28 protein-coding genes and 1 tRNA gene are annotated in these 25,069 nt (G+C 37.1%); 17 read left to right on the plus strand and 12 right to left on the minus strand.

The window, feature by feature from the left end; all coding sequences use genetic code 11:
* Positions 1-10 precede the first annotated feature (10 nt).
* Positions 11-994, plus strand: coding sequence for a metal-dependent hydrolase (locus MUN88_RS01405; protein ID WP_244719953.1), 984 nt, complete (start codon positions 11-13; stop codon positions 992-994).
* Positions 995-1,033: 39 nt separating this feature from the next.
* Here MUN88_RS01405 and MUN88_RS01410 read toward each other — a convergent pair whose 3' ends face one another.
* Positions 1,034-1,303: a YfhJ family protein gene (locus tag MUN88_RS01410; RefSeq protein WP_244719955.1), complete on the minus strand. Its 270-nt coding sequence runs from the start codon at positions 1,301-1,303 to the stop codon at positions 1,034-1,036.
* A gap of 18 nt (positions 1,304-1,321) precedes the next feature.
* A complete protein-coding gene (locus MUN88_RS01415) occupies positions 1,322-1,651 on the minus strand; it encodes a YfhH family protein (protein ID WP_244719958.1) in 330 nt (109 codons plus the stop codon).
* A 145-nt stretch (positions 1,652-1,796) separates the two neighbouring features.
* Here MUN88_RS01415 and MUN88_RS01420 point away from each other — a divergent pair, with 145 nt between their 5' ends.
* A complete protein-coding gene (locus MUN88_RS01420; protein WP_244719960.1) occupies positions 1,797-2,591 on the plus strand; it encodes an HAD family hydrolase in 795 nt (264 codons plus the stop codon).
* Here MUN88_RS01420 and recX read toward each other — a convergent pair whose 3' ends face one another.
* Positions 2,592-3,410 (minus strand): recombination regulator RecX, encoded by an 819-nt coding sequence (recX, locus tag MUN88_RS01425; RefSeq protein WP_244719962.1) that lies wholly within the window; start codon positions 3,408-3,410, stop codon positions 2,592-2,594.
* Positions 3,411-3,479: 69 nt separating this feature from the next.
* On the opposite strand from recX, the gene MUN88_RS01430 reads away from it, so the two are divergent.
* From MUN88_RS01430 to MUN88_RS01450, 5 genes are all read left to right on the plus strand, one after another.
* Positions 3,480-4,379: a TIGR01777 family oxidoreductase gene (locus MUN88_RS01430; RefSeq protein ID WP_244719965.1), complete on the plus strand. Its 900-nt coding sequence runs from the start codon at positions 3,480-3,482 to the stop codon at positions 4,377-4,379.
* Positions 4,380-4,739: 360 nt separating this feature from the next.
* Positions 4,740-5,288: a GNAT family N-acetyltransferase gene (locus tag MUN88_RS01435; RefSeq protein WP_244719968.1), complete on the plus strand. Its 549-nt coding sequence runs from the start codon at positions 4,740-4,742 to the stop codon at positions 5,286-5,288.
* Between the two features lie 226 nt (positions 5,289-5,514).
* Positions 5,515-5,883, plus strand: a complete 369-nt coding sequence (locus MUN88_RS01440; RefSeq protein ID WP_244719971.1) for a CidA/LrgA family protein — start codon at positions 5,515-5,517, stop codon at positions 5,881-5,883.
* Positions 5,876-6,562 (plus strand): LrgB family protein, encoded by a 687-nt coding sequence (locus tag MUN88_RS01445; protein WP_244719974.1) that lies wholly within the window; start codon positions 5,876-5,878, stop codon positions 6,560-6,562. The genes MUN88_RS01440 and MUN88_RS01445 overlap by 8 nt, the downstream gene beginning before the upstream one ends.
* Before the next feature lie 119 nt (positions 6,563-6,681).
* Complete coding sequence (locus MUN88_RS01450) at positions 6,682-6,927, plus strand: YuzB family protein (RefSeq protein ID WP_244719977.1); 246 nt, start codon at positions 6,682-6,684, stop codon at positions 6,925-6,927.
* A 203-nt stretch (positions 6,928-7,130) separates the two neighbouring features.
* On the opposite strand, the gene ald is transcribed toward MUN88_RS01450, so the two are convergent.
* Positions 7,131-8,240 carry an alanine dehydrogenase gene (gene ald / locus MUN88_RS01455; protein WP_244719980.1) on the minus strand — a complete coding sequence of 370 codons (1,110 nt, stop codon included), beginning with the start codon at positions 8,238-8,240 and terminating at the stop codon, positions 7,131-7,133.
* A 207-nt stretch (positions 8,241-8,447) separates the two neighbouring features.
* Here ald and MUN88_RS01460 point away from each other — a divergent pair, with 207 nt between their 5' ends.
* The 3 genes from MUN88_RS01460 (at position 8,448) to MUN88_RS01470 (ending at position 9,969) form a co-directional block, all read left to right on the plus strand.
* Complete coding sequence (locus MUN88_RS01460; RefSeq protein ID WP_244719983.1) at positions 8,448-8,600, plus strand: GapA-binding peptide SR1P; 153 nt, start codon at positions 8,448-8,450, stop codon at positions 8,598-8,600.
* Between the two features lie 152 nt (positions 8,601-8,752).
* Entirely contained in the window at positions 8,753-9,100 is a 348-nt protein-coding gene (locus tag MUN88_RS01465) for an ArsR/SmtB family transcription factor (RefSeq protein WP_244719985.1), read from the plus strand.
* An 89-nt stretch (positions 9,101-9,189) separates the two neighbouring features.
* Positions 9,190-9,969: an SDR family NAD(P)-dependent oxidoreductase gene (locus MUN88_RS01470; RefSeq protein WP_244719988.1), complete on the plus strand. Its 780-nt coding sequence runs from the start codon at positions 9,190-9,192 to the stop codon at positions 9,967-9,969.
* A 220-nt stretch (positions 9,970-10,189) separates the two neighbouring features.
* Here the strand turns inward: MUN88_RS01470 and MUN88_RS01475 are convergent, their stop codons facing one another.
* On the minus strand, positions 10,190-12,778 hold the full coding sequence (locus tag MUN88_RS01475; RefSeq protein ID WP_244719991.1) for a TrlF family AAA-like ATPase: 2,589 nt from the start codon (positions 12,776-12,778) through the stop codon (positions 10,190-10,192).
* A 225-nt stretch (positions 12,779-13,003) separates the two neighbouring features.
* Positions 13,004-13,681: a hypothetical protein gene (locus tag MUN88_RS01480; protein WP_075037432.1), complete on the minus strand. Its 678-nt coding sequence runs from the start codon at positions 13,679-13,681 to the stop codon at positions 13,004-13,006.
* Between the two features lie 205 nt (positions 13,682-13,886).
* On the opposite strand from MUN88_RS01480, the gene MUN88_RS01485 reads away from it, so the two are divergent.
* The 7 genes from MUN88_RS01485 (at position 13,887) to MUN88_RS01515 (ending at position 18,892) form a co-directional block, all read left to right on the plus strand.
* A complete protein-coding gene (locus tag MUN88_RS01485) occupies positions 13,887-14,237 on the plus strand; it encodes a hypothetical protein (protein ID WP_244719994.1) in 351 nt (116 codons plus the stop codon).
* A 113-nt stretch (positions 14,238-14,350) separates the two neighbouring features.
* Positions 14,351-15,655 (plus strand): FtsK/SpoIIIE domain-containing protein, encoded by a 1,305-nt coding sequence (locus MUN88_RS01490; protein WP_244719997.1) that lies wholly within the window; start codon positions 14,351-14,353, stop codon positions 15,653-15,655.
* Positions 15,656-15,882: 227 nt separating this feature from the next.
* Complete coding sequence (locus MUN88_RS01495; protein WP_075037434.1) at positions 15,883-16,374, plus strand: hypothetical protein; 492 nt, start codon at positions 15,883-15,885, stop codon at positions 16,372-16,374.
* On the plus strand, positions 16,361-16,555 hold the full coding sequence (locus MUN88_RS01500; protein WP_075037435.1) for a hypothetical protein: 195 nt from the start codon (positions 16,361-16,363) through the stop codon (positions 16,553-16,555). Before MUN88_RS01495 ends, MUN88_RS01500 begins: the two co-directional genes overlap by 14 nt.
* Positions 16,552-17,058, plus strand: coding sequence for a hypothetical protein (locus MUN88_RS01505; protein ID WP_075037436.1), 507 nt, complete (start codon positions 16,552-16,554; stop codon positions 17,056-17,058). The genes MUN88_RS01500 and MUN88_RS01505 overlap by 4 nt, the downstream gene beginning before the upstream one ends.
* A gap of 354 nt (positions 17,059-17,412) precedes the next feature.
* A complete protein-coding gene (locus tag MUN88_RS01510; RefSeq protein WP_075037438.1) occupies positions 17,413-17,652 on the plus strand; it encodes a helix-turn-helix domain-containing protein in 240 nt (79 codons plus the stop codon).
* A 97-nt stretch (positions 17,653-17,749) separates the two neighbouring features.
* A complete protein-coding gene (locus MUN88_RS01515) occupies positions 17,750-18,892 on the plus strand; it encodes a site-specific integrase (protein WP_244720000.1) in 1,143 nt (380 codons plus the stop codon).
* A gap of 136 nt (positions 18,893-19,028) precedes the next feature.
* Here the strand turns inward: MUN88_RS01515 and MUN88_RS01520 are convergent.
* From MUN88_RS01520 to MUN88_RS01545, 6 genes are all read right to left on the minus strand, one after another.
* Positions 19,029-19,101, minus strand: a tRNA-Ala gene (locus MUN88_RS01520).
* Between the two features lie 52 nt (positions 19,102-19,153).
* Positions 19,154-19,930, minus strand: coding sequence for an ABC transporter permease (locus MUN88_RS01525; protein ID WP_244724272.1), 777 nt, complete (start codon positions 19,928-19,930; stop codon positions 19,154-19,156).
* The gene (locus tag MUN88_RS01530; protein ID WP_244720002.1) at positions 19,930-20,835 is read right to left on the minus strand and encodes an ABC transporter ATP-binding protein; all 906 of its coding nucleotides are present in this window, start codon (positions 20,833-20,835) and stop codon (positions 19,930-19,932) included. Before MUN88_RS01530 ends, MUN88_RS01525 begins: the two co-directional genes overlap by 1 nt.
* The gene (locus MUN88_RS01535; protein WP_244720005.1) at positions 20,836-21,021 is read right to left on the minus strand and encodes a PLDc N-terminal domain-containing protein; all 186 of its coding nucleotides are present in this window, start codon (positions 21,019-21,021) and stop codon (positions 20,836-20,838) included.
* Positions 21,022-21,181: 160 nt separating this feature from the next.
* Positions 21,182-22,009 (minus strand): dimethylarginine dimethylaminohydrolase family protein, encoded by an 828-nt coding sequence (locus MUN88_RS01540; protein ID WP_244720008.1) that lies wholly within the window; start codon positions 22,007-22,009, stop codon positions 21,182-21,184.
* Positions 22,010-22,637: 628 nt separating this feature from the next.
* Positions 22,638-24,764: an ATP-dependent Clp protease ATP-binding subunit gene (locus MUN88_RS01545; protein WP_244720011.1), complete on the minus strand. Its 2,127-nt coding sequence runs from the start codon at positions 24,762-24,764 to the stop codon at positions 22,638-22,640.
* Positions 24,765-25,069: the final 305 nt, after the last annotated feature.

Below are 25,069 nucleotides of genomic sequence, written 5' to 3' on the forward strand. Positions count from 1 at the left end.
GCAGCTACAGATGGATACTGGCACACATATTGCAATGGGAATTGCTTTAGGCGGTTTTGCAACATTAGATCCGGCCGTACAACAAGATCCAACATTATTTACCGCAATTATGGTGGGAACCATCGTCGGTTCACATGCACCAGATTTCGATACCGTGCTGAAATTACGGAACAATGCCGCGTATATCCGTAACCATCGGGGTATTACGCATTCTATTCCTGCAGTTTGCTTCTGGGGGATTGCCATTGCATCCATTATCTATTTATTCGTTCCTGACGTTAATTTTCTTCATTTATGGTTATGGACATTTTTAGCTGTTATTCTCCATGTCTTTGTAGATATATTTAATGCGTATGGGACACAAGCATATCGCCCATTTACAAAAAGGTGGGTTGCATATGGCTTTATCAGCACATTTGACCCTTATATATTCAGCCTGCATGTAATCGGAATTGTGGCATGGATATTAAGTGCAAACCCTGGATATTTGTGGCCAATGATTTATATCATTATAGTATTGTATTACATTAAAAGGTATATCGACAAGCGCGAAATCGTCAAAATGATACATGAACATTATGATCATGTTAGTCAAATCGCTACTTCTCCAACAACGAAACAAAATATTTGGCGGATATGTTTTACGACTGATCAGCATTATTTTGTGGGACACATAAGGGAAGGCCACATTGAAATCGATGATAAATTTTATCAGATTCCAATTCCAGATGATCCATTAATGAATCTTGCATTAGAGGATAAAAATGTTTCAGCGTTTCTATCCTTTTCTCCGATTTACCGGTGGGAAATAAATATGTATGATGACTTTAATGAAGTACGGTTTGTAGATCTACGCTATCGATCAGACGGCCACTATCCATTCGTTGCCGTTGTACAGATCGATGAAAACATGAAGGTGATGAATTCTTACACCGGCTGGGTTTTTTCAGAAGAAAAATTACAAGACAAATTAAACCTCGGTGATATGGTGTGAAACATGATGGCTCTGTCTCTCGATGACAGAGCCATTTTTTTAATGCTTCGTATTATTTTCACCATAAATCATTTCCTGATATTTAGGATAGCGTGTCATAAAATCATCTAAACGATCACCGTATTGCTGGATCCAGTGTCTGACGATTTTCTGCGTCACTTCTACTCCTTCGTATTCTCGACCTGCTTTAGCTCTGGTTGATTCGAAATCCTCCCATAATAACTCCACCCAGCTGCGGGCTTCTAAAATGGTTAGCGATGGATTCACATCATTTAATTCAGCTGCAAGTCTTTTTATTCCTTCCTGCATCGAATTCCTCCTAGTATTTTACTGCTTATCTCCTAAAATAGATAATGGGACCGCTTCTTCTGTTTCAAACTTCTGACCGAGAAGATTGATGCGATGTCCCCAGGCAAATACTCCATTTATATACGTAATTTCAAAAGTTTGTCCAGGATCGCCTGCTAATTCATAACGCTCTCCCTTTTTGAAATCAGCTGGATTCACCAAATAGGCAGCGGCCATTTGCATTTTTCGCTGAAGAATCTCATACTCACTGACATTCCCCCACTGCTCTGCCTTTTGTAATTGTTCCTTTAATTGTGCCACTTCTGCTCGCAACTCTTCTACTGTGTATGTGCTATATCTGCGTTCCATAATTACACCACCATCTGTAATGATGCTTTAATTTTATCATTATTTGGCAAAATGTAAAAAGATCGTAAACTGATTTTATATCATTGTTGTTCTTCTGCATTAACTAGTATAATAAAAAGGAATCTTAGAAAAAGGATGATTCTGTTTGATAAAATTATTTGCAACTGATTTGGATGGCACTTTATTAAAACACGGTAATCGTATCAAAACGGAAGACATATCAGCAATTGAGCTCTTGAAAGACAGTAACATTGACTTTGCCATCGCTACAGGACGGATGGATCGAGATATTCTTCAAGTTTGTGAGAAAATCAATACACCTGCGCATCGTATAAGTCAGAATGGTGCATTTGTCGATACGAAGAGTAACGAAAGAATACTTGCCAACACATTTGATATCGAAACAAGCAGTGCCCTGCACCATGCGATCAGTCAATTTCCTAATCCATTCTGTGTCACGACTGCAGATGAAGCATATATTTCCGTCAAAACGCCTGAAATCGAGGCAATGGAAAAAATTCTCTACTTTCCTCTTGTCGAAGGTGTTGATTTTGCTGATGAATACCAGGAAAATTTCTTACCGAGTAAATATATGCTTTTAGGTGAACAAAAAGATATCGTAGCATTTCAAGCAGATATCCATGAGAAATTCCATGCGGTCTGTGAAAGTTATTTATCTGATCCACGTTGTGTAGATATCGTACCGAAGGGTGTTAGTAAAGCAGTAGGATTAATCGCATTAGCAGAATACCTAGCGATTAAACCTGATGAAATAGCGGTTATTGGAGATTCGTTTAATGACATTCCGATGTTTGAGATGACACCGAACAGCTTTGCAATGAGTACCGCTCCTGAAGCAGTACGAAAAAAAGCTGCAAATGTTGTCGACAATGTGCATGAGGCAATTGCATATGTTCAACAAAGTGTGAGCACTAACTAATTAGTGCTCTTCTGCATATTCATCTAGAAAACGCTCAATTAAATCCGCTGGGAATCCTTTTCGGAACAGGGCTGCTTTCACCTTAAGCTTCCATCCTTGGCCGGCTTCTTTCTTTTGAAATTTTGTCACCAACTTCTCACCTTGAAATACAATAGCATTATATTCTTCTTCTTCATCACGGGTTGAATTGATCTGGCCGATCACCTCTGAAATAACATCGAAGCCGAATCCTTTTTGGATAGCTGTTTGTTTAGCGCTGTCCAGTTGTTGTTGATATGATTTTTTACTTGATGCGGATAATTTCTTATGAATTAATTTCTCTACTTTTTTAAATTGCTTATCAAATGAGAAAAGTAATAATGCTTGTGCTGTAAAGTCTGCATTTACACCTTTGTCTGCCAATTCTTTCTTCACAAGGAGAGGACCTTTCGTCGAAGTTTCCATTCTTGTCCTGACCAAGGCTTCGGCGAAAACTAGATCATCAATTAGCCCTTCCCGTTTCAAACGAGCCGTTACCTCGTCGATATACTGTTCATCAACTTCTTTTCGTATTAAATAATCAACAATTTCTTGCTCAGATCGCATCCTGTAACTTAAATACCTAACAGAAAGGGTATATGCCTTATAGGAAGAATCCTTTTCCTGGATTTGTGCAATCATATCAGGGGTTAACATCTGACCTTTATGTAAATGAAACGTAATCAGCAGATCTTCATTCACGCTAAATCCGTAATATTCATTCTCATGTTCTTTCAGAAAAATATTATAACGATCCTTCGCTTTCTTTTGCGTTGTGATTTTAGCTATTTCGGGCAACATGATCACCTCTTTACACCATTCTATCACACAAACATTTGTTCTACAAATTATAACAGGGGGTTAGCACTTATGAATATCGTTATTGCAGGTGGAACAGGTTATGTAGGCAAAAATCTGACAACAGCTTTGACTAACAATGGACATAATGTTTATATATTAACAAGAAATCCAGATCAGCATCACAATCAAGAAAAGGTAACCTATATTGGCTGGCTGAATGAGGAATATCAACCTGAACAGCAGCTGCCTGACATTGATGCCATCGTCAATCTTGCAGGCGATTCCTTATTCGGATACTGGACAAAAACAAAGAAAGATAAAATTTTTCAAAGCAGAATTAATGCAACTTATGCGTTGATCGATTTAATCAAGAAGATGAATACAAAGCCAGAAGTACTTATTAACGCATCAGCAGTCGGCTATTTTGGCACATCACAGGACCAGACCTTTACTGAATTCTCTGAAGAAAAAGGGAATGATTTCTTAGCTGAAGTTACCCAAGCATGGGAGCAAACTGCTGTTGAAGCACGCTCATACGGTGTACGAACAGTGATCGCAAGACTTGGAGTAATCCTGGGCAAAGAAGGTGCACTTCCATTGATGGCAATGCCCTTCCGCTTATTTGTCGGAGGGAAAATCGGCTCCGGTAAGCAATGGGTTTCTTGGATTCATATTGATGATGTCGTTGGATTGATTCTGTTTGCCATTCACAATAAGGAAGTGAATAAAGCCTTTCATTTAACAAGTCCTCAGCCTGTTCAGAACAAAGCCTTAGCCCGAACACTCGGTATAGTATTACATCGGCCGAATTGGTTTCCGACGCCAACATTTTTACTGAAAACTGTTTTAGGAGATATGAGCATTTTAGTGGTTGATGGTCAGAAGGTACTTCCAGAGAAAGCAATGGATTTAGGCTATGAGTTCAACTTCCCAACTATTGAGATGGCGTTGAATAAAATCTACGAATAACAGCTTTTTTTCGTCATTTTCATCCATTTATGACGTTTTCATCAATTAATAATGAAGTTTTCTTAATATTCCTTCATTTTACTCAATATTTTTTCGTATTTTTTTTGCATTTACCTATTTACAATTACTAGCTTTATTGTGTAATATAAGGAGAGAAATGAGCAAGTATTATTGTTGCGACGTTTATATAGGGAAGGCAAATGGTGCGCCACCAGTTATAGCTGGTTCTAGTGGGTTCGATTCCCACCCCGAATTTTTGTTTAAATTTTGATAAAAATTCGAGGGTGGTAAAGACACTATCATGCACTACAATTCTGTCTTCTTTGTCCACCCTCCAAAGTAATTAAGGAGGGATTTTTTATGCTTAAAAAACGAGATGTTCAGGACGCACCGGTTTTATTCGAATTAATGTCACATCCTGAAGTTTTTCCGTATGTTAGACACAAAGCATATTCCAGTGATGAATTTTACTTTTTAACGAAACAAACCATAGAGGCCGAAGAAAACGGTGAATTGATTTCACGTACGATTATGGATGAATATTATAATCCAATTGGAACGATTAATTTATTTGATATCGAAAATAATGGCGGATTTCTGGCTACATGGATCGGCCAGCCCTATTTCGGCAAAGGCTATAACAAATTAGCAAAGGATGCTTTCTTTAATGAGATGTTTTGCCATCATCCGATTGATACTATTTTCATTAAGATCCGCCGTACTAATACACGTTCTTTAAAGGCGATCTTAAAGATTCCATATGTCATGCATGGAAATGAAGTATATGATGGGGTTTTTGCTAAAATAAACTGTGACCAGGAAGAACCTGTTTATGACTTATATGTGATCAAAAAAGAAACGTACTTCTCCCATTTAGAATCGGCCAAAGAAAACGAAGAAGCAATTTGAACTGTTATCCACAAACCTGTGCACAATGTGTATAAGGCTTGTGGATCTTGTTTTGATAAGGGCAGTTATACAGATGGTTTCAGCTACTTAATTTGTGGATAATGTTCATAAGTGTGTTTGCATTGTTAATTATAAGCTTTTTTATGTGGATAATCCTGTGTATATTCTATAAAGGGGTTGCGCATTTCTTTCGGTTAGGCGTATGATAAATAGCGGAGGATGTAACATGAAATATATTCGAATTGTTTTACAAATAAGTGTGTTATTTATTTTTTCTTATATTGGTGAATGGATCCAGGAAGTGTTCTCACTCTTTATCCCAGGTAGCATCATCGGCATGCTGCTCTTTTTTGTGCTCCTTACAACTAAAATAATAAAAGTAAAATGGATCGAGGACGGCATCGACTTCATTATGAAAGACATGCCGATCTTTTTTGTTCCTGTAACGGTTGGGGTTGTGGAACATCTTCACTTCTTTGCTGGAAAAGGAAGTCTGTTAATCCCCCTCACGATGCTGAGTACCTTTTTGGTCGTTTCGATCAGCAGTCTCTTCACCTCGTTACTTCTAAAGAAAGAAGCTGATAGCCATGAATGATATCATCACTGGTGCTTGCTTTTTCCTGGTCACCATACTTGTCTTCGCGATTGCCAAACAAGTATATAAGAGAATTCCGACTCCTTTTACATTGCCAATCTTTTTGACGTCTGTATTTTTTGTCATTGTATTATTGACTACAGATTTTTCTTACCCCGATTATTGGAATGGTGGCAAATGGATCGATCAATTTCTTGGACCCGTCGTAGTCGCATTGGCTTTACCATTGTATCGACAGCTCGATTTAATTAAGCGATATGCCCGGACGATTCTTACCGGTGTGTTTGCCGGATCGGTGATTGGTGTTTTAACCGGGATCATCGGTGCCAAACTGCTCGGATTTAAAAATTTCATTATTCAAACAGTGGCAGCTAAATCTGTTACCACTCCTGTTGCACTGAGTATTACAGACACCGCCCATGGCAATTTAGCGTTGGCGGCAGTGTTCGTCATGATTGCCGGTATTAGTGGTGCGATGTTCGGTCCTCTGATCTTGAGACTTTGCCGAATTACCCACCCTGTAGCAAGAGGAATAGGTATTGGTACTGCTTCTCATGCGATTGGTACATCGAAAGCATTGGAGTTAGGAGAACTTGAAGGATCTGTCAGTGCGTTGTCAATGACGATTAGTGCTGTTATTGTTTCTTTTTTGGTGCCATTGTTTTTAGTTTTCGTATAGTGCAGTCTCTTTTTGCCTAAGCTTAACTATTGACAAAGCATGTTTCAAGCGTTAATTTATAACATGATTCTCTGCAAATCTGTACAAGCAAAAGACGGATTTAGATGGAAGGTGATAGGATGGGAATCGTTGTCGTAGAAATTTGTGATAGCAATTTAATGAATACATTTGATATAGAAACACTGATCGAATCCGAATATCCTGAGGTGGCCGTTCTGATTAGTGACTGCTTAAGCTTCTGCGGGTTGTGCCGGCTCAAACCGTATTCGCTGGTAAACAATCGCAGAATCCATGGCAAAACACCTAAGGAAACGTTGGACAAGATCCGCACAGCAATTGAAGAAGAGCTTGCTGTTTTTGAATAACATCAATGAGGGCTGGGATATTAATTGTCTCAGCCTTTGCTGTGTCCAATTTGATTATCGTTGGGCTATGTAGTTGTTATTTTGTTTGAATGTAACCCGCTTTCGTACTTTTCTCTGCTCCGATCATCCACTTTTGCTTGAACTACCTTGTCCCTGCTAACCAAATAGAAAGGCGCTTGGAGGAATTTCCAAGCGCCGCAATTTTATAAACTGGATATTTCAGCGTATGGATATCCAAGCGCATCTGCCACAGCTTGGTGAACAACCTTGCCCTTGTAGGTATTAACTCCAAGAGCAAAATTCGGATCGCTTTTCATCGTTTTTTCAAATCCTTGATTAGCGAGACGCATCACATAAGGGGCAGTCATATTCGTCAGTGAGTAGGTCGCCGTACGGGAAACTGCTCCTGGAATATTCGCGACCGCGTAATGAAGGACATCATGCTTAACATAAACAGGATCCTGATGAGTAGTAACACGATCAATGGTTTCGATTGATCCACCTTGATCGACTGCTACATCAACGATAACAGAGCCTGGTTCCATCGATTGAACCATCTCCTCGGTTACAAGCTTAGGAGCTTTAGCACCAGGTATTAACACAGCACCGACTACTAAATCAGCTTTTTTTACTTTTTCGGTTAGGTTGTATTTATTAGAGGCAAGCGTACGAATTTTGCCCTGAAATAAATCCTCTAATTCCCGTAATCGTTGAATATTGATATCTAAAATTGTCACATTAGCACCTAAACCGATCGCCATCTTTGCTGCATTTGTTCCGACAATGCCACCACCAACAATCACAACATTTGCAGGTGATACTCCTGGTACACCACTTGTTAAGACCCCTTTACCGCCATGTGTTTTTTCGAGAAAATGAACCCCTGATTGGATGGACATTCGCCCCGCAATTTCACTCATTGGTGTTAGCAATGGCAAGTCGCCATATCTTCCCTGCACTGTTTCATATGCAATCCCGGTAGTTTCTGCTTTTATTAATGCATCTGCTACTTCTTTCTCGGCAGCTAAGTGCATATACGTAAATAGGAGCAGATCTTTACGAAAGAAAGAGAACTCAGATGGCTGCGGTTCTTTCACTTTGACTACTAACTCCTGCGCCCAGGCTTGATCAGGAGATGGAACAATGATTGCCCCAACATCTTGATAGGCTTGATCACTTATACCACTACCATTCCCTGCCCCACTCTCCACTTTCACTTCATGACCTGCCTGCGTCAGCATCATCACGCCTGCAGGAGTCATTGCGACACGATTTTCGTTACTTTTAATTTCCTTCGGTACACCTATTTTCATTCATCCACCTACTTTCTCTTTGCTAGTATGTTATGTTTCTATCTTGTTATTCGTTTTCCCATTTTTTCACTATTTTAATACAAAATCGTATTATTTCAGCTATTTAATTATTTAGTGCACATTATTTAATTTATATGTTGTGTTATATAAATAAATAATGTATATTATATATAAGAAATGATTGATCACCAAAAGGAGGACATTAAGATGAACTCTACAAAAAAAGGATTGGCAATGGGGATTGTGATTTGTTCAAATTGCGGAAGTTCGATTGATGCATTACCAACGCAGAAGGTGACGACTTATTATTCTTACTGTAATCATCCAGATTGTCAAAAGAAAAAAAGACAAAATAGATAAACTCTTAAAACGGTTTATTAAGGCTAAGCATACTTTCACTCAATGCTTAGCCTTAATAATTACTATAAACACTTGACATTTAGATTGATTTCCATTACTTTAAAATAAACAACTAAATAATTAGTTATTTAATCAAATAGGAGACGATTAAATTGAAACCTTCACATACTACTCAACTGGAACTAAAAGTACATCAACAATTAAGAAATTGCAGCGAAATCTTTCTTGCCTTGGCTGACCCAATTAGACAGGACATTATTATGATCCTTACGAAACACGAGAAACTAAACGTCAGTCAAATTCTAGAACATTCATCAATGTCACGCTCAGCCATCTCTCATCATTTAAAAATATTGCGTCAAGCTAATTTAGTGAACGCAAATAAAAAAGGCACAGAAATTTTCTATTCTCTTCATATCGAAGATGCCGTACCACAACTTAAAGCCTTTTTAAATACCACTGAAAAAATAATGGCAAGCAAAACTTCTAAAAATGAGTAAACTTTTCCAAACACTTTATAACTATATAATTAAATATTTAGTTGTTTGATTATAGTAGTTTTTTAAATTAAAATATGGAGGAGATAGGAATGAATACCGTTCTCATAACAGGTGGTTCAAGCGGGATTGGTTACGAATTTGCCAAGTTATTTGCACAGAAGCAGTATCGAATAATTCTAGCATCACGAAATGAGGAAAAGTTGCAAGAATCAGTCAATTATTTGCAGCAGACTTATGTGGTTGATACCTATTTTATAACCGTTGACTTAGCCACAAGTAATGGCCCTGATATGTTATACAATCATCTAAAAGAACGATCAATTGAAATTGATGTTTTAATCAATAATGCCGGACGAGGCTCATATGGGATGCTTCATGAACAATCTATCAAAAGTGAGCTTGACATGGTACAATTGAATGTTCATGCTGTTTCTCATCTCATGATGCTATTCCTCAAAGATATGGTTGACAAAGATAGCGGCCGCATTCTTAATATTGGCTCGACAACTTCCTTTTACCCCTGCCCACTAAGCGCAAATTACTCTGCATCTAAAGCATTCGTGCTATACTTAACAGAAGCAGTTGCCACTGAATTAGAAGGTACCAATGTTAGTGTAACAGCCTTATGCCCAGGTGCTACGACTACTGATTTCTTTAAAAATGCTAAAATGGATAAACAAAAAGTGTCTACAACAGAGGAAACGATGGACCCGCAAAAGGTAGCCGCAATTGGCTTCAAAGCTATGATGAAGCGAAAAAAATATGTTATTCCTGGCTTTCAAAATTGGTTATTATCACACTCCCCTAGACTATTCCCCAGAAGCACAGTTACAAGTATTACTCGACGTGTTCTGGAAAAGAAGAAATAATTTTATTCTGTTACCACAAAAAAAAGAGGCTAATCAACAACTTTAGCCTCTTCCTTTATTTTATGGAGCATAGCGGGCTCGAACTAAATCATCCGAAAACACTATACTATCAATATCTGCGGGGGCATTTGATATTTTTGACTACGCGTTTGACTACGTTTATGAAAAAATTAAGTAAATATTATGGATATGCTCTTATTTGAACCATTTTGATAAGGGACTATTCATTTTTCCACAAGTTATATATTTGGGTTCTTTTATTGAATGCTTCTTGCCCACCTTCCATAATATCGACAATTTTAGTTTGAATGTCTTTATTGTCAACACTCCCAGTTTCTGTACTTATTTGCTTTTCATCATAAGAAACAGCGATCACTTGCTCCGAGTCACCTAAAACCGGAATATTTGCATTATGTGTGGCAAAAATGAACTGAACCTCGGGTTTTCTTTCCTTTACCTTTCTAATTATTTCGTTATAAATCACTTGATTATCCAAATCATCCTCAGGTTGATCTATCATTATCAGATTATTATCTTTTTGAGATAAAATGAAAAGAACTAATGCTGAAGCTCTTTGTCCAATAGAGTGTTTGGCTATAGGTTTTCCATGATACTTTATTTCAATTTTGTTAGGAGTTCTAAGCTTTAATAGTTCATTATAGTTTTCTTTGATTATCTCTTTTACTTTTGATAATTGTGCTTCAGTAACTAAGTTAGAAGTTACTTTAGATTCTTCTAATAAGACATCGACTATAAGCGCTGCAAAATCAGAATGAGCTTCGCTTATAGATTGGTAAGTATTCTGATTTATTTTAGAACCTTTAAATGACTGTTTTAAATCATCCTGAAAAGATTTTTTATTACCTTTAAATTCGATACTCAACTCCAACGAGTTCTGATTTGTATTAATCTTTTCTATTTCATCTTTGTAAACTTGGAATTCTCTCAATAACAGTTGATTTCTATCGTCTAAAGTTGCTCGGATTTGAGATTCGATTACTCCTTTGTTTTCTTCTTGTTTAGTGACTTGATCAATTTCCTTTTTTAACTTATCCTCATTGACTTTCAGCTTCGCAAAGTCATCAGGATTTAGATTTGGTATATCAATTTCCCTTTTAATCTCAGCGAATTCTTCTTCAAGTGAACTTATAATTCCTCTGATCTCTTCTAAATACTCCTTAACTTGCTTGGAACTTGAATCAATTTTTCCTATAATATCTTGAAGTTCTTTTTTTACAGCAACTACCGAAGATACTTCTTTTGATAACTTAACAAATAGCTCTGGTACTTCTGAAGATTCTTGATCACTTAGTTCATTGAGGTCTCTAAGATTATTAGAGGTCAGTAAATTTTCCAACTCCACCTTAAATTTATCAACGAGTTCATAAACATTTTTTATGTTTCTTTCATCCTTCTGGAAATTAACTTGTTTAGAAAGCTTTTCAGATAATCCCTTTTCCTCAAATATTTTTATCTTATGCTTTACATCCCTTAAGTTTCCTCTAAGATCAGGAAGAGTTTCAACTTTATCTTTTAATTGAAACAATTCACTAATTTGTTTGCCCAATTGATCGTTTTTATTAATTAAATCCCCTTGAAAAGATTTTGTTTTCCTTCCAACTAATTTACTTAATAAATCTAGTTCAAAACCATTTTTCATATAAGATAAATCTTTCTGTCCAAAATATAATGGAGTTTGAAGAATAGAGTTAATTGTAACTCCAATCTCCTCACCGTCTTCATTAAGAATATGCGGGACTTCTCCTAAAATCCTTTTAATTTTATAGTTTTTTCCGTGATTATCCTGGAGTTCAATGATTACCTGCCCACCTGATTCAAGAAGATTCTTTACTACATCTGTTTTATACTCTTCATCAGCTGTTGACGGTAGCATATTTAAATTGTACCTAATAGCTTCAATTATGCTTGACTTACCACTACCTCGTATTCCGATTAAGCTATTTAACTCTGGTGATAAGTTGATTTTTTGGCTATGCATTTTCCCTCCAATCAACTCGACAGACTTTATGTATCCATGGTTATATTCTTTTTGAGATAGTGAAGTCCGATTTTGATGATCCTTTAATGCAAGTATGACTGAATCAAAGCTTCCATCCCCAATCTTTATATACGACTCTTTTCCTTTACCTATTTGCTCAATGGTTTTGCAATCTGAACCTTCAATGAAAGGTAGCTTGTACCCCATCCACTCTTCAAGCTGGTTCATCTTATCTCTAGTACGCCCTTTTTGAAATCCAAGTACTTTATCCTTAAACCAAGTTTGTTTACTGAGTGACTCTATTAGACCTCCATTACATTCTTTTAAAAAACCACTTTTTTGTTCAACGTGAGCCATTAAGATAAAGTAGTCCTTGTTATAAGAATCTAAAGTTTCAATTGTTCCTGCTAAATCTTTATTACAACGTGTATTTTCATTTTCTCTATTTTCAATACCCTTGAAGACTTCATCAAGAAATTGATTTATAGTTTCGCTTTTCCCATTAATCCAATCTTCGTCTTTAAAGACTATTAAGCAATGGATACCATTAGCACCTTCCTTAACCGATAGTTCCACTCCAGGTAATATGGTAATGTTTTCTTTCCTTGCTTTTCTCTTCAAACCTCTGTATTCGCTTAAATCAAACTTATTATGATTTGTAATGACCCCTAATTTAATGTTTTCTCTTTTTAGTTTTTCTACGTAATCACTTACGAAACGATCCTCTTCTCCAGAATAAGAAAACTCCTTATCTGCTTTTGTGTGAAGATGAAAATCCGCTCTTATCCACTCGGTACCAGATTGAAACATAGTAATTCCCCCATTAGTTTATTTACATCAATGTAACTTAAAAGTAACTTTCTAACAATATACCGTTTCTATTGTACTATATCTATTGTACCTTTATAAAAACAAATTATCTCCGAACACATTCTTTGAAATGCAATAAATTAGGGTGCGTGAAAAAGCAATTTAAGCTTTTTCACGCACCCATTTTATGCTTATATCAAATTAAATTGGCGTATATTATAACCTTCAGGTTAAATAATAGTCTGTTTTAGGCCTTTCCATAAAAGAATGTATGTTAACTAGTACACCTTGTTCGTCATATTCTGGTGTTCCATAATAATTATCTACTATTTTAAACGCTTCGTTTTCTATTTTTTCTGTATCAATAAAATCCTCAAGAATTTTTGCTCTATCTAAATAGAATGTCTGATTTATTTGAGTATCTCCGAAAGTTACTGTGAAGTATTTTTCAATTACTTCATCTATTAACTGATTCATTGTCATCTCAATTAATTCACCTAGAGATTCACTGTTACTTTTATTTCGGAGATCCTCTTGTACATTTTTATACTTCTTTGAAACTCTCTTACTTGATAAAGATGAAATACTTTCCCAATGTTCAAATAATGGAACAGTATTTCTTATATACGCCTTATGAAGGTTTTTTTGTACTCTATTATTCTTAATCAATTTTTGAATATCACTTTTGAACCACTCGTTTTGATATTGATTAACCTTCTTACTTTTAATTTGTCCAGAATGTGTTTCATTATATTCTCTAAGCCAATTATTAAATGTTTGTCGACTAATTACATCATCTCGTTCATCGGTGGTTTTATCTGTATTATCTAATCCCTTAAAACCCACTTCTTCATTAAACATCGTAAGTATATCAAATATATCTACTTTATCCTGATTGCTCATCCAAATCATTCCCTTCCATTAGATCCCATATTTATTATAACACTTTATTTGTACAGAACGTTGTGAATGTGAAATACAACCAAATCAAGCAATAAATCTATTGAATATCATTATTTATCATTGTCGCTGTGGTAAAGTTCAATCAAGGAAGAAAAGAAAAAAGCAGTTCTTCCATAAAATTTGTACAGAGGAGATGAGTTTGCGTATGAAGAAGCTGAGAGAGTTTAACAAGTTTGATTGTGAAGCGTTTTTCAAGGATAAGGATGTAAGGGTGATGGCGCACGAGCCTTGGTTTGGTTATGAAAATGGAGAAAGAACGGAACAGTTAGGAACAAAGTACAAGTGTGTGGTTGCAACAGACAGAACTGAATACAAAGGTAAAGACGTATCACCAGATTTAAATGCTGGAGAACAAATTGATGTAAAAGTATCACAACAGCCTAAGAAGTATAAGAAGTTTAGCAAGATCACTTTTGTAAATCCAACCGCTTCCGTTTATGGCACGTTCCAATCCGAATTAAGCGTACAAGCTGATGACGTTGACATTCAACCATAATTAATAGCTTAGGGGGCAATGAGCCCCCTTCATCTTATCAATTTACTCTTTAATAGCTGTGACCGCCGAAGCAGAGCGAAGGCGGAATAAAAGTATGCGGGGAGTGAAATTACATGAAAAAGAAAACATATAGGATGCAACGCGGCATTTTCTCGTTTTCAATCATAATCATTTCCCTAATCTTTTGGCTGTTTTTTAATAAATACTATCCATTATTGATTGAGCGAATTACAGTCATCCAATTGCCGAACATTGAATCGAAAATTTTCTTAGTACTTGCTGGATCAGTAACGTGCTGCTTATTTATTTGCTGGGGAATTCGTAATAAATGCTGGAAAGGTCTGTCTTTTGCCATCAGCTATTACTCAATAACTAAAAGGTTAAGAAGGCAAATAAAAGATGCACGTTTTGAGGATGAACGGGAATTTGACAACCGTTTAGTGAGATTACCAAAGATAAAGATTGTATTCGATGATAATCGAATTAGGACAACTGGAAAAGTGCTAATACAGAATTCTATTAACTTTGATAAAAAGCTTGAGGATATGCGAATTGATGCAGCATTAAAAGGATTCGTTAGTGAACGTCAATATTTATCACAAGATCGTGATTGGTATGTGTACGAGTTCTATTCTATTGGAGCGCAGAAACAACTTGAGATTAAGTCAGCAGAGAAATTGATTGAATGGTCAAACAAGACATCAGACGATTATGCCTTACGCTTAGATGAACGTGCAACTGTACCGTTTCATCATATGGGGTTAGTCGGGCAAACAGGTAGTGGTAAATCGTTTTTTATCCAAATGCTAGTTGAACAAGTACTTTCAAAAAAGGTAGATCATGAGTTATTCATTATTGATCCGAAGCGCACAGACGTTTACCAAATGGCTAAATTCACAATAGGTATTGATCGTACTGCCGATAAAACCAACTCTATTAATTTGATCAAACAATTTCATGACCGAATGAAAAAACGACAAAATGAGTTACAGGAGTATTTCAAATCAAACCGTAACAAAACTTACAAGGATGCTGGCTTACCCGCCTTATTCATGCTTATTGATGAGTTCGGTGCCTTAAGAGAGTCATGGAAGACTCTAGCAAAAAAGGAACGTGATGAAGTCGATAGCATACTGTCTGACGTTGCTTTCATGGGCCGTCAACTAGGGTGTATTCTATGGGTCGCTACGCAACAAATGAATGCACAGACGATGCCCACAGCGATTAGAGAACAGCTCGTTTTAAAGATTGCTTTAGGTGATAGTGATGAGCAAACATATAGAACTCTGTTTTCTTCTGGTGTAGAGATACCGCCAGTTCTGTTTACTGCTGGTCAAGGAATTTATAGCTATCCAGGATTAGCGGGCACGGAAAAACCACGGTTGTTGACAGTGCCATACTGTAGCTTTTTGAATTAGGGAACCTAGTTTTTCCTTAAGGAATGCCGGCACAGAGAGTGGAAGGGGACCCGCCGTTTAGGCGGGGAAGGTTCCGCTCCGTGCTTTACAACCTTTAGGAGAGCTGGGGTGCAGGTAATCACCCCAGCTCCAGTTAGGAGCAAAAACCATAACCAAGCCTGTCCTAATAGGCTATGAACCTTATAAAACTATTCCGAAAGTTTTATATATTAAGGAGTGAAAAGTACATGATAAAACCAGACATTGATCAATTTACACTCGTGCTACAAACAACGGATGTATTCGACTTTGATGAATGGCGTGAATGGGTTGCAAAAAACATAGTTAGTACATTCTTAATAAACTCTAAAATGCATATGCTATTCGACGAATTAGGTGAATCCGACACTAAACTGCCAGAAGGCTACACTGTAGGCTATTCACTAATTAATGCACCTTTTTACTTTTGCATCGCATACCATGAAGCATTTTCTAAAATGGGCGTGATTGTTAAATTCAGTGCATACGCATGGCACGAGTATCGAAAGCGATATGCGGAGAATTTTAATGAGCCAATTCATTTACACAACTTCTTCCAATTGATTGAATCAGATGACTATGAGTTTAGACTTTCACGAATCGACATGTACTGTGACTTTTTAAATGAGAACATTGACATTGCTAAATTAAAACGTTCCATAGAGGATGGAAGGACTGAATTGCGTTATGGGAAATATTAATAAAAGCTATCTCCAAAAAGTTATTGAAGATAACAAAGAAAAACCTTATAAGAAGAACAACTCAAAATTGTCCGATGTATCCAAAGACTTTCAAGCACAAACTTTGTATATAGGTGCAAAAGGGCGAAACACTAAAGTCCATTTACGTATTTATGATAAAAAAGAGGAACAACTATCATGAAGCATATGCGCCATATTGCCAAACAAGTAGATGACTGGACACGTGTCGAAGCAGAATTTTCTGGTGAATACGCACATCAATTAACAAATGTAATTAAAGAATGTAACTGCGATGAAGAATTGAAAAATATCATTATTAGTTCTCTAATTGATCGCTATATGTTCTTTTATACTAATTCTAATCGACCTCATAAGATAACTAGATTGATGCTTGATTTGCTAGATAAAAAGGATTTCCATTTTGAGTCACCATCTCCACGTAACAATCTGTTAGAACAATCAATAGACCATTTAATTAAAGGTTCTGGCCTTCTCCCCACATTGTGGAAAGTTCAACAAATATGGGGCAATAATACAGCGCAAGAATTAATAGAGTTTTTGTACACCCAATATTATGAGGGGTTTGAGCCTAACGATGATCATATCTCGTGGATAAATAAATATAAACCATATTATTTAACTCAAGGAATGCCTTGGGGAAAGGATGATACACATGCGAATTAACCATATTTCACACCATTTAAAAGAGCTTAAAGCAAACATGGACACTATTGAGGCATACATTTATGCGAATCTAGGACGAGTTGATAATTTCACACTGTCCGACGATGAGTTATTTAATAAGGTAAATTACCAGTTCAGGCTGTTCAAAGCCCGTTACACAAATCTACAGCTTGAATTAGATAACGAAAGGAAAAGGGGATCCAAATAAAGGAAACCTCTCTAATTTGACAGAGGTTCAAGAGCTTCCCCACCTTAAAAATAATGCATTATACATTCTGGAGTACCCAAAATTGATACCGCAATATATTCATCAATGAAAATATGGATGTATAAAACCAAGGAGTGAAATAGGCAATGCAACCAGGTGAGCATGATATTTTAAAAACGATCAAAGAACAATTCGAAAAATACTTCAATTATATAAACGAGCAACAGGAATGGCTTGACCTGAAATCTGCCGCAAAATACGCAAACGTATCCTATAACACATTTATTAAATTCCGCACATTGGGTTTGAAAGTTGCTGAAATTGACGGTATTAAAAGAGTGAAAAAATCGGAGATCGACCGTTTCTTACAAGAGCAAAGCTATTAGAAAATTGTGGGTTTACCTTACAACTTAGGTATAATAATTGTGAGGTAAACCCTCTTTTTATCATTTGCCCCCGCAATTGATTTTAGGAGGTTACTCAATGATCAAAAAATATACCTTAAAAAACGGGAAGGTAAGGTATCAATTTCAAATTTATATTGGTACAGATGATTCAACTCAAAAACAAATGCGGACGACAAGAAGGGGCTTTAAAACCAAAAAAGAAGCAGAGCTTGCATTGGCAAGACTTAAGTTGCAGGTTAACAATGGGGAATATCGTAAAGAGCGTGCTGACACATTTAAGGAAGTTTATGAGTTGTGGTTACCTCAATATGAGAATACCGTTGAACAAAGCACATTTGTAAAAACAGTTAGCTTATTTGAACACCATATACTTCCAAGTATTGGGGATTATAAAATCAAAAAAATTACCATTGATAGGTGTCAAAAAGCTGTCAACGATTGGGCGGAAAAAATCAAAAACATCAGCAAAGTTAAGGCATATACATCGCGAGTATTTAACTTCGCTATAAAACGTGATTATATTCAAAAAAACCCATTTGATATAGTTGAAGTCCCAAGAAAAAAGAATAAACAACCGGATGAAACAGACGAGAAGAACTTCTACACACGGGAACAGCTTATTGAATTTCTTTCATGCCTTGAAAACGAAACAAACGTCAAAGCACACGTATTTTTCCGTTTACTCGCATTTAGTGGAATGAGAAAAGGGGAGGCCTTTGCGCTTACCTGGAATGACATAAGATTTAATACTAATGAAATAAGGATAAATAAAGCCATTTCTCGGGGACAAGCCAATAAACTTTACGTTAAGACAACAAAAACGAATGAAGCGAGATCGATTAAGATGGATGAAAAAACAATGGACGTATTAAAGAAGTGGAAAAAGAAACAGAAAGATGAATATTTTAAACTAGGTTTCGATACCTCTGAGCCAACTCAACTTGTTTTCAGCAATAAAGAGAATGAACTACTACAACCTAACAAAACTCGTGATTGGATTATATACGTGCAAGAGAAGTACCATTTAATGAGAGTAACGACACATGGTTTACGGCATACGCATTGCTCACTGTTATTTGAAGCTGGTGCTACTTTAAAAGAAGTACAAGATCGACTTGGGCATAGTGACATAAAAACCACTATGAATATATACACACACGTTACTGACAAAGCCCAAGAACAGGCAATACAAAAATTTTCAAGCTATATAGATTTATAAAAAATGACATCAAATTGACTACGTTTTTGACTACGCTTAAATGAAATTTGATGAAATCCACTGAAATAAAAAAAGTGTCAAAAACTTGTTATACCAAGCTTTTTGACACTTCATGAAAATGATTGAACTTGCAAAGTGGAGCATAGCGGGCTCGAACCGCTGACCCTCGCGCTGCCAGCACGATGCTCTCCCAACTGAGCTAATGCCCCAAGATTCATTACTTCTATTATTAGAAAAATTTGTCCATTCGTCAACCCTTTTTTATTCGCCAATTTCTTTCCTTTGCAGCATAATGTTTGATACTAATATTAGCAGAACAGTGAGTAATAATGTAACGCTTGCTCCTCCCCACAATGCATCTGGTACTTTTCCTTCAGACAAAAACGTAGTAATGTGCTGACTGATACTATTTGGAAACCATGGTAATTGATGCGAGAAAATTTGATTAAACCCTGACATTAACATAATCGTACCTACTGTTAATGTTAATACCAAGCCAGGATTGATAACGACTGTATTGTAAAAAATCGTTAACGACACGACAAAAATCAGCCAAATAAAATAAAAGAAAAAGAGTCCGATAAATTCACTAACAGCAAGATCACCAAATAATAAATAGACATAATACCAGCTTGTAAGCATTCCTAATAAAAATGAGGTGAACACTAATAATAGCTTAGCGGCCCACTTCGCCGTTATATACGTTAGATAACGAACCGGTTTTACTAAGACCAGTTGTGCTACACCACTTTTTCGTTCACCTGCGATCACTGCCATCGAAATAGCCACCACAACCAATACACCCAGACTACTAAGTTCTGCTAAACTTAGCATAATCGCTTCTCCCGGTTGCAAGTCTGGTGCAGGAATAACCGTTCCTTCTGGCAAACCGCCTACAGAATCGAGGATAACCGGCATGTAATAAGTAGTCAGCGGATCCATTACACATAAAACGATAAAAACGAGAGGCACCCAAACCCATTTATAATTGCGCCAGTCTTCGATTAATTCTTTTTGAAAAATCATAATCCATTGCATCAATGCATCACCACTTTCACAAATAAATCTTCCAGCGTGGTTTTACTAAACGCGAGCTTCTCTATTGGCCAATCTTCTGCGACTACATAAGATAATATTTCTTTTCGTGCCAGTTCGACGTCGTTGGCAGTTAGATGAATCTCACCCTTCTGTTCCTGAATCAGCTCCACAACTGCTAATTGCTTGAGCTTCTCTATATATGCTGCATGATTGCCTTTAAACGCCAACTCTAATTTAGTGGTTTGATGTTCTGTTCGTAAGGAAGCAATTGAACCCGCCAAGACGATACCACCATCGTGCATCATCAACACATCATCACAGATTTCTTCCGCATCACCAAGAATATGCGTAGAGAACAGGATCGTTGTCTGCTCTTTTAACTCTTCCATCAACGTCAAAATTTCCCGACGTCCAAGTGGGTCTAAAGATGATACCGGCTCATCCAGCATCAGTATTTGTGGCTTGTGAATCATCGCTTGTGCAATGCCAAGCCGCTGCTTCATCCCACCAGAGTATTTGCCAATGCGATAATTGGCGGCTGCTTCAATCCCAACTTTGTCAAGCAGTTGCAGTGCTCTTTGTTCTGTTTCTTTTTTCGTTAAGTTGGCTAATCGTCCAACATATACTAAAAACTCCTTACCTGACATCCATGGATGAAAGACCGGATACTGTGGGAGATAGCCGATATAACTGCGAATATCATGCTGGTCCGAACCAGGGAATCGAATCGATCCTGCAGTTGGTTTCAACAAGCCTGACAGCATCTTCAATGTCGTCGTTTTTCCTGCACCATTTGGGCCGAGTAATGCAACACATTTGCCTGTATCAAGTTGGAAATCAATTCCTTTTACAACTTTCTTGCCTTTAAAGGATTTCGTGAGTTGCTGTACTTCCATCACAGCCATTTAATATTGTCTCCTTCCAATAATGAGATAAAGTACTGGTCCGATGATTCCTAACAAAATAATAATGACCGCCCACATTGCTTTCGGGCCATTGGTATGATCTGCTTTTACTAACGAAATAATAGCAATAATCATTAACAAAAATTGAATCAAGGCTATTGGTGCGATAACAGGTATAAAATCCATGCTACTCACCTCCTTCAATAGATACGTTTTAACATACAATTGGTTTCATAAGAAAAACTTGGTACTCTCTAAATTTTTACTACGTCGAGCTTCTTCATTGCTAAAATTTAATACTGAATACTTTCCTATCGTATAAAAAAGCACACCTGTTAAGGTATGCTTACGCTCGTTCTATCGGAAACGTGCAACAACGAAAAGAACCACCAGATTTAATTATTTCAGAAAAATCAACCTCGATTACATCAAAACCTTTATCTGTCAGGTTTTGATTGACCTGCTTGTTGACAGGTAGTGAGATTACCTTATAATCACCAATCGAGAATACATTCGTCCCTAACGAAAATTGTTCTTCCTCTGTTACTTCAATTAAATCGTAATGCTGACGAAGCTTCGCCAGATCCTCCTCGCTGAACGCTTGCGGATAGATAAGGCCAGTCGTTTCGCTGACAAGATTGAAGCAACAATCGAGATGAAGAATATCTTCACGAATTTGCAAAGGGTTCACTTTTCGGTCTGGTAAACTTTTTTGCAGTTCTACAATCGCACTCTCATCCGTCCGTTTACTTACACCTACCCAAACATGATCTCCCGCTACGACCACATCGCCACCTTCAATTGATCCACCCAGTGCCGGGCTGTACGGGATCTGGTGCTCGTCTAGCAATTGTTGGAGCGTGTTAACCTCCGCCTTGCGAATATCACGGCTCATTTCTGCGGTATACAAAGTATTTCCGATTGTAAATCCAATATCCCTTGTAAAAACCTGTTCGTTAAGATTCGGATCAGCGGGCAATTCCAACACGTTTACCTGATGCTTTCTTAACGTTTCGATAAAATGCTGATGCTGCTTCATCGCAATTGGAATGTCAATGTTCTCGTCCTCATAAAACTTCTGTGTCTCATTAATAACTTTTTTAATTTCCATGTATTGAGGCGGGCAGACAATGACCTGCTTTAATCGATCATATTCATTGTGCTGTTTAATCATGGATAAAGCCCCCCTAACGATATTTTTTTCTACGGACAACCGTTTTTGTTTTTGTTTAGTATACCATACCACATAAGAAATCATGTGAGCAGAAAGTCTGTTACTATATCTGACAATTCTATTTGATGCATTTGAAATACATGTTATTCTCTTATTAACTTAAATCAAACAAGAGGAGGGTATTCCATTGAATCGTAAACGGATGCAGAATCCGAATATCTTTACTTGTGTTGTCTTGACTTTTAAATTGATGTTCAGATAATTATTCGATTTGCTAAAACGCAAATGAAGGAGGATCATTCAATGAAAAACCCGAAAAGAAAAAACCCAAACCTGTTTACTTGCATCATTTTAACATTTCGTCTCATGTTTTAGTAATGAAATGGACAAATCTTTCATATGATAAAACAATATTCCAAGCAAGTACGAATGGTTCGTTAAAAAACTGCCATTCGTGCTTATTTATTTGCCCGGCAAATTTTTATGGCCACTTTTTGATGTTATATGGCCGCTTTTTATCATTTAATGGCCACTTTCGTTAGTTTTATGGTCACTTTTCATCTTTTTATGGCCACTTTCACTATTTTTATGGCCACTTCATCATTATATGTAAAAAAGCACTAGCTAATCAGCTAGTGCTTTTGCGAACAACGATATCTTCGTTTTCATATACAACCTCTACTTTTGTAACATCCTCTTCTTCTAAAACAACATCAGTAATGCCGTTTTCGACCTTGTCCTGGATCACCCGACGCAGTGGACGAGCACCGAATCGTGGATCATATCCTTTATCAGCTAGGAATTTCTTAGCATCTTCACTGACGGTAATTTCAAGCTCTGCTTCTTCTAATTGTTCCGTTAGTTCATTGATCATTAAGTCAACAATTTTCAGTAAGTTGTCCTGTGTCAATTCGTTGAATGGAATGATCGCATCAAAACGGTTCAAGAATTCTGGTTTGAAGTATGCCCCTAAGTTTTCCAACGTAGAAACTGCTTCATTATTGTCACTGTTAAAGCCAACAGTAATATTCTTTGTTCCCGTTCCAGCATTACTTGTCATGATAATGACTGCATCTTTAAAGCTGACGGTTCTGCCATGACTGTCAGTTAAATGACCATCTTCCATGATTTGCAGGAACATGTGCTGTACATCCGGATGAGCTTTTTCGATTTCATCTAATAAAATCAAGCTGTACGGATTGCGGCGAACTTTTTCCGTTAATTGTCCTGCTTCTTCATGACCGACATAACCTGGTGGTGAACCAATGATTTTAGAAACCGTGTGTTTCTCCATGTACTCACTCATATCAAGACGAATCATCGCCTCTTTCGTACCAAACAATTCTTCAGCAAGTGCTTTGGTCAATTCGGTTTTACCAACACCTGTAGGTCCTACAAAAAGGAAAGAACCAATCGGACGATGTTTGGATTTCAAGCCGGCACGACTACGACGAACAGCTTTGGCTACTTTTTCTACGGCTACTTCTTGTCCAATTACTTTTTCGCCTAAGTTAGTTGCTAAATGCTTCATTTTAGACTGTTCGTCTGATTGAATTTTTCGAACGGGGATACCCGTTTTTTCTTCAATGATTAATTGAATTTCTTCTACTGTTACTTCCGCTTTTGGAGCTTCTTTTGTTTCTGCTAACTTTTTCTCAAGCTTAATTTCCTGATGGCGCAGATTGGCTGCACGCTCATAGTCTTCTCTTTCGGCTGCTTCTGTTTTTTCCTTGGCAATTTCGTCTAAACGTTTTTGAATCGCCTCATCATCTGATTCACTGACATCAAGATTTAGTCTGGCACCAGCTTCATCAATTAAATCAATTGCCTTATCTGGAAGGAAACGATCTTGAATATATCGTTTCGATAAGTTAACTGCTGCCCGAAGCACGTCATCCGAATAGCTTACTTTATGAAACTTCTCATAACGATCTCTTAAGCCTTGCAAAATTTGTTCCGCTTCGGCTAAGGTTGGCTCCTTCACCATGATTGGCTGGAAACGTCGCTCTAATGCCGCGTCTTTTTCAATCTGACGATACTCTTTCAATGTGGTGGCACCGATTAATTGCAATTCACCTCGTGCTAGTGCGGGCTTCAGAATGTTTCCGGCATCCATCTGAGAGCCTTCAGCTGTTCCAGCACCAACGAGTAGATGAACTTCATCGACGAAAAGAATTACATTTTGGCGCTCTTGCAATTCTGAGACTAATTGTTTCATACGTTCCTCAAATTGACCACGAACTCCGGTATTTGCAACCAGTGATGCTACATCTAATATATAAATTTCTTTATCTAGCAATTTAGAAGGAACATTTCCTTCGGTTGCTTTCAACGCTAGTCCTTCTGCTATAGCCGTTTTACCAACACCAGGTTCCCCAATCAACACTGGATTGTTTTTATTACGGCGGTTTAGTGTTTCAATGACACGTTTCACTTCCTGATCACGACCGATAACGGGATCAATCAAGCCAGCTCTAGCTGCATCTGTTAAGTTTTTCCCTAACTGATCTAGTAAGCCGTTGCCTTTTCCACCTTGTTTCTTGTGGGTGTGTGTCTGTGCTTGGCCAGAACCATTTGCTGATCCGTTAAAGAAGTCACTTAAGTCCTGCCCACCGAACATTCCTGAAGGTTGTTTCATTTGATTTTTTATATCGTTAAAGCAAGTTTCGCATACATGTAGAGATTCTGTTTGATTATTAAATCGAAGGTTCACATTAATCGTTGCTTCGCGAGTTCCACAATGTTGACATTTCATTTGTCATTCCTCCTTCAATTAGTGAAAAGATCAAATTTGACTTTGACTATATTTGACCTTTCTTATTTTCTATTATAATCTGACCTTTTTTGACTTTCAAGATCTTTGCTCAAAATTTTTTTGAAGTATGCAAACTAGCTTAGTGGTAATTTTGAAATGATTCATGCGCTGGGAGATTGCTCGGGCCAATCATTTCGCGTACTGTGGGGCGCGGATGAAGCTATTGTTTAAGCTCTACAACTGATGTAACAGGGAGCATTTTGGCTGAACCATAAGTGCCCATACGTTATCCTAATTATGAATAA

Origin of the sequence: Gracilibacillus caseinilyticus (assembly GCF_022919115.1) — a bacterium.
GTDB lineage: Bacteria > Bacillota > Bacilli > Bacillales > Amphibacillaceae > Gracilibacillus > Gracilibacillus caseinilyticus.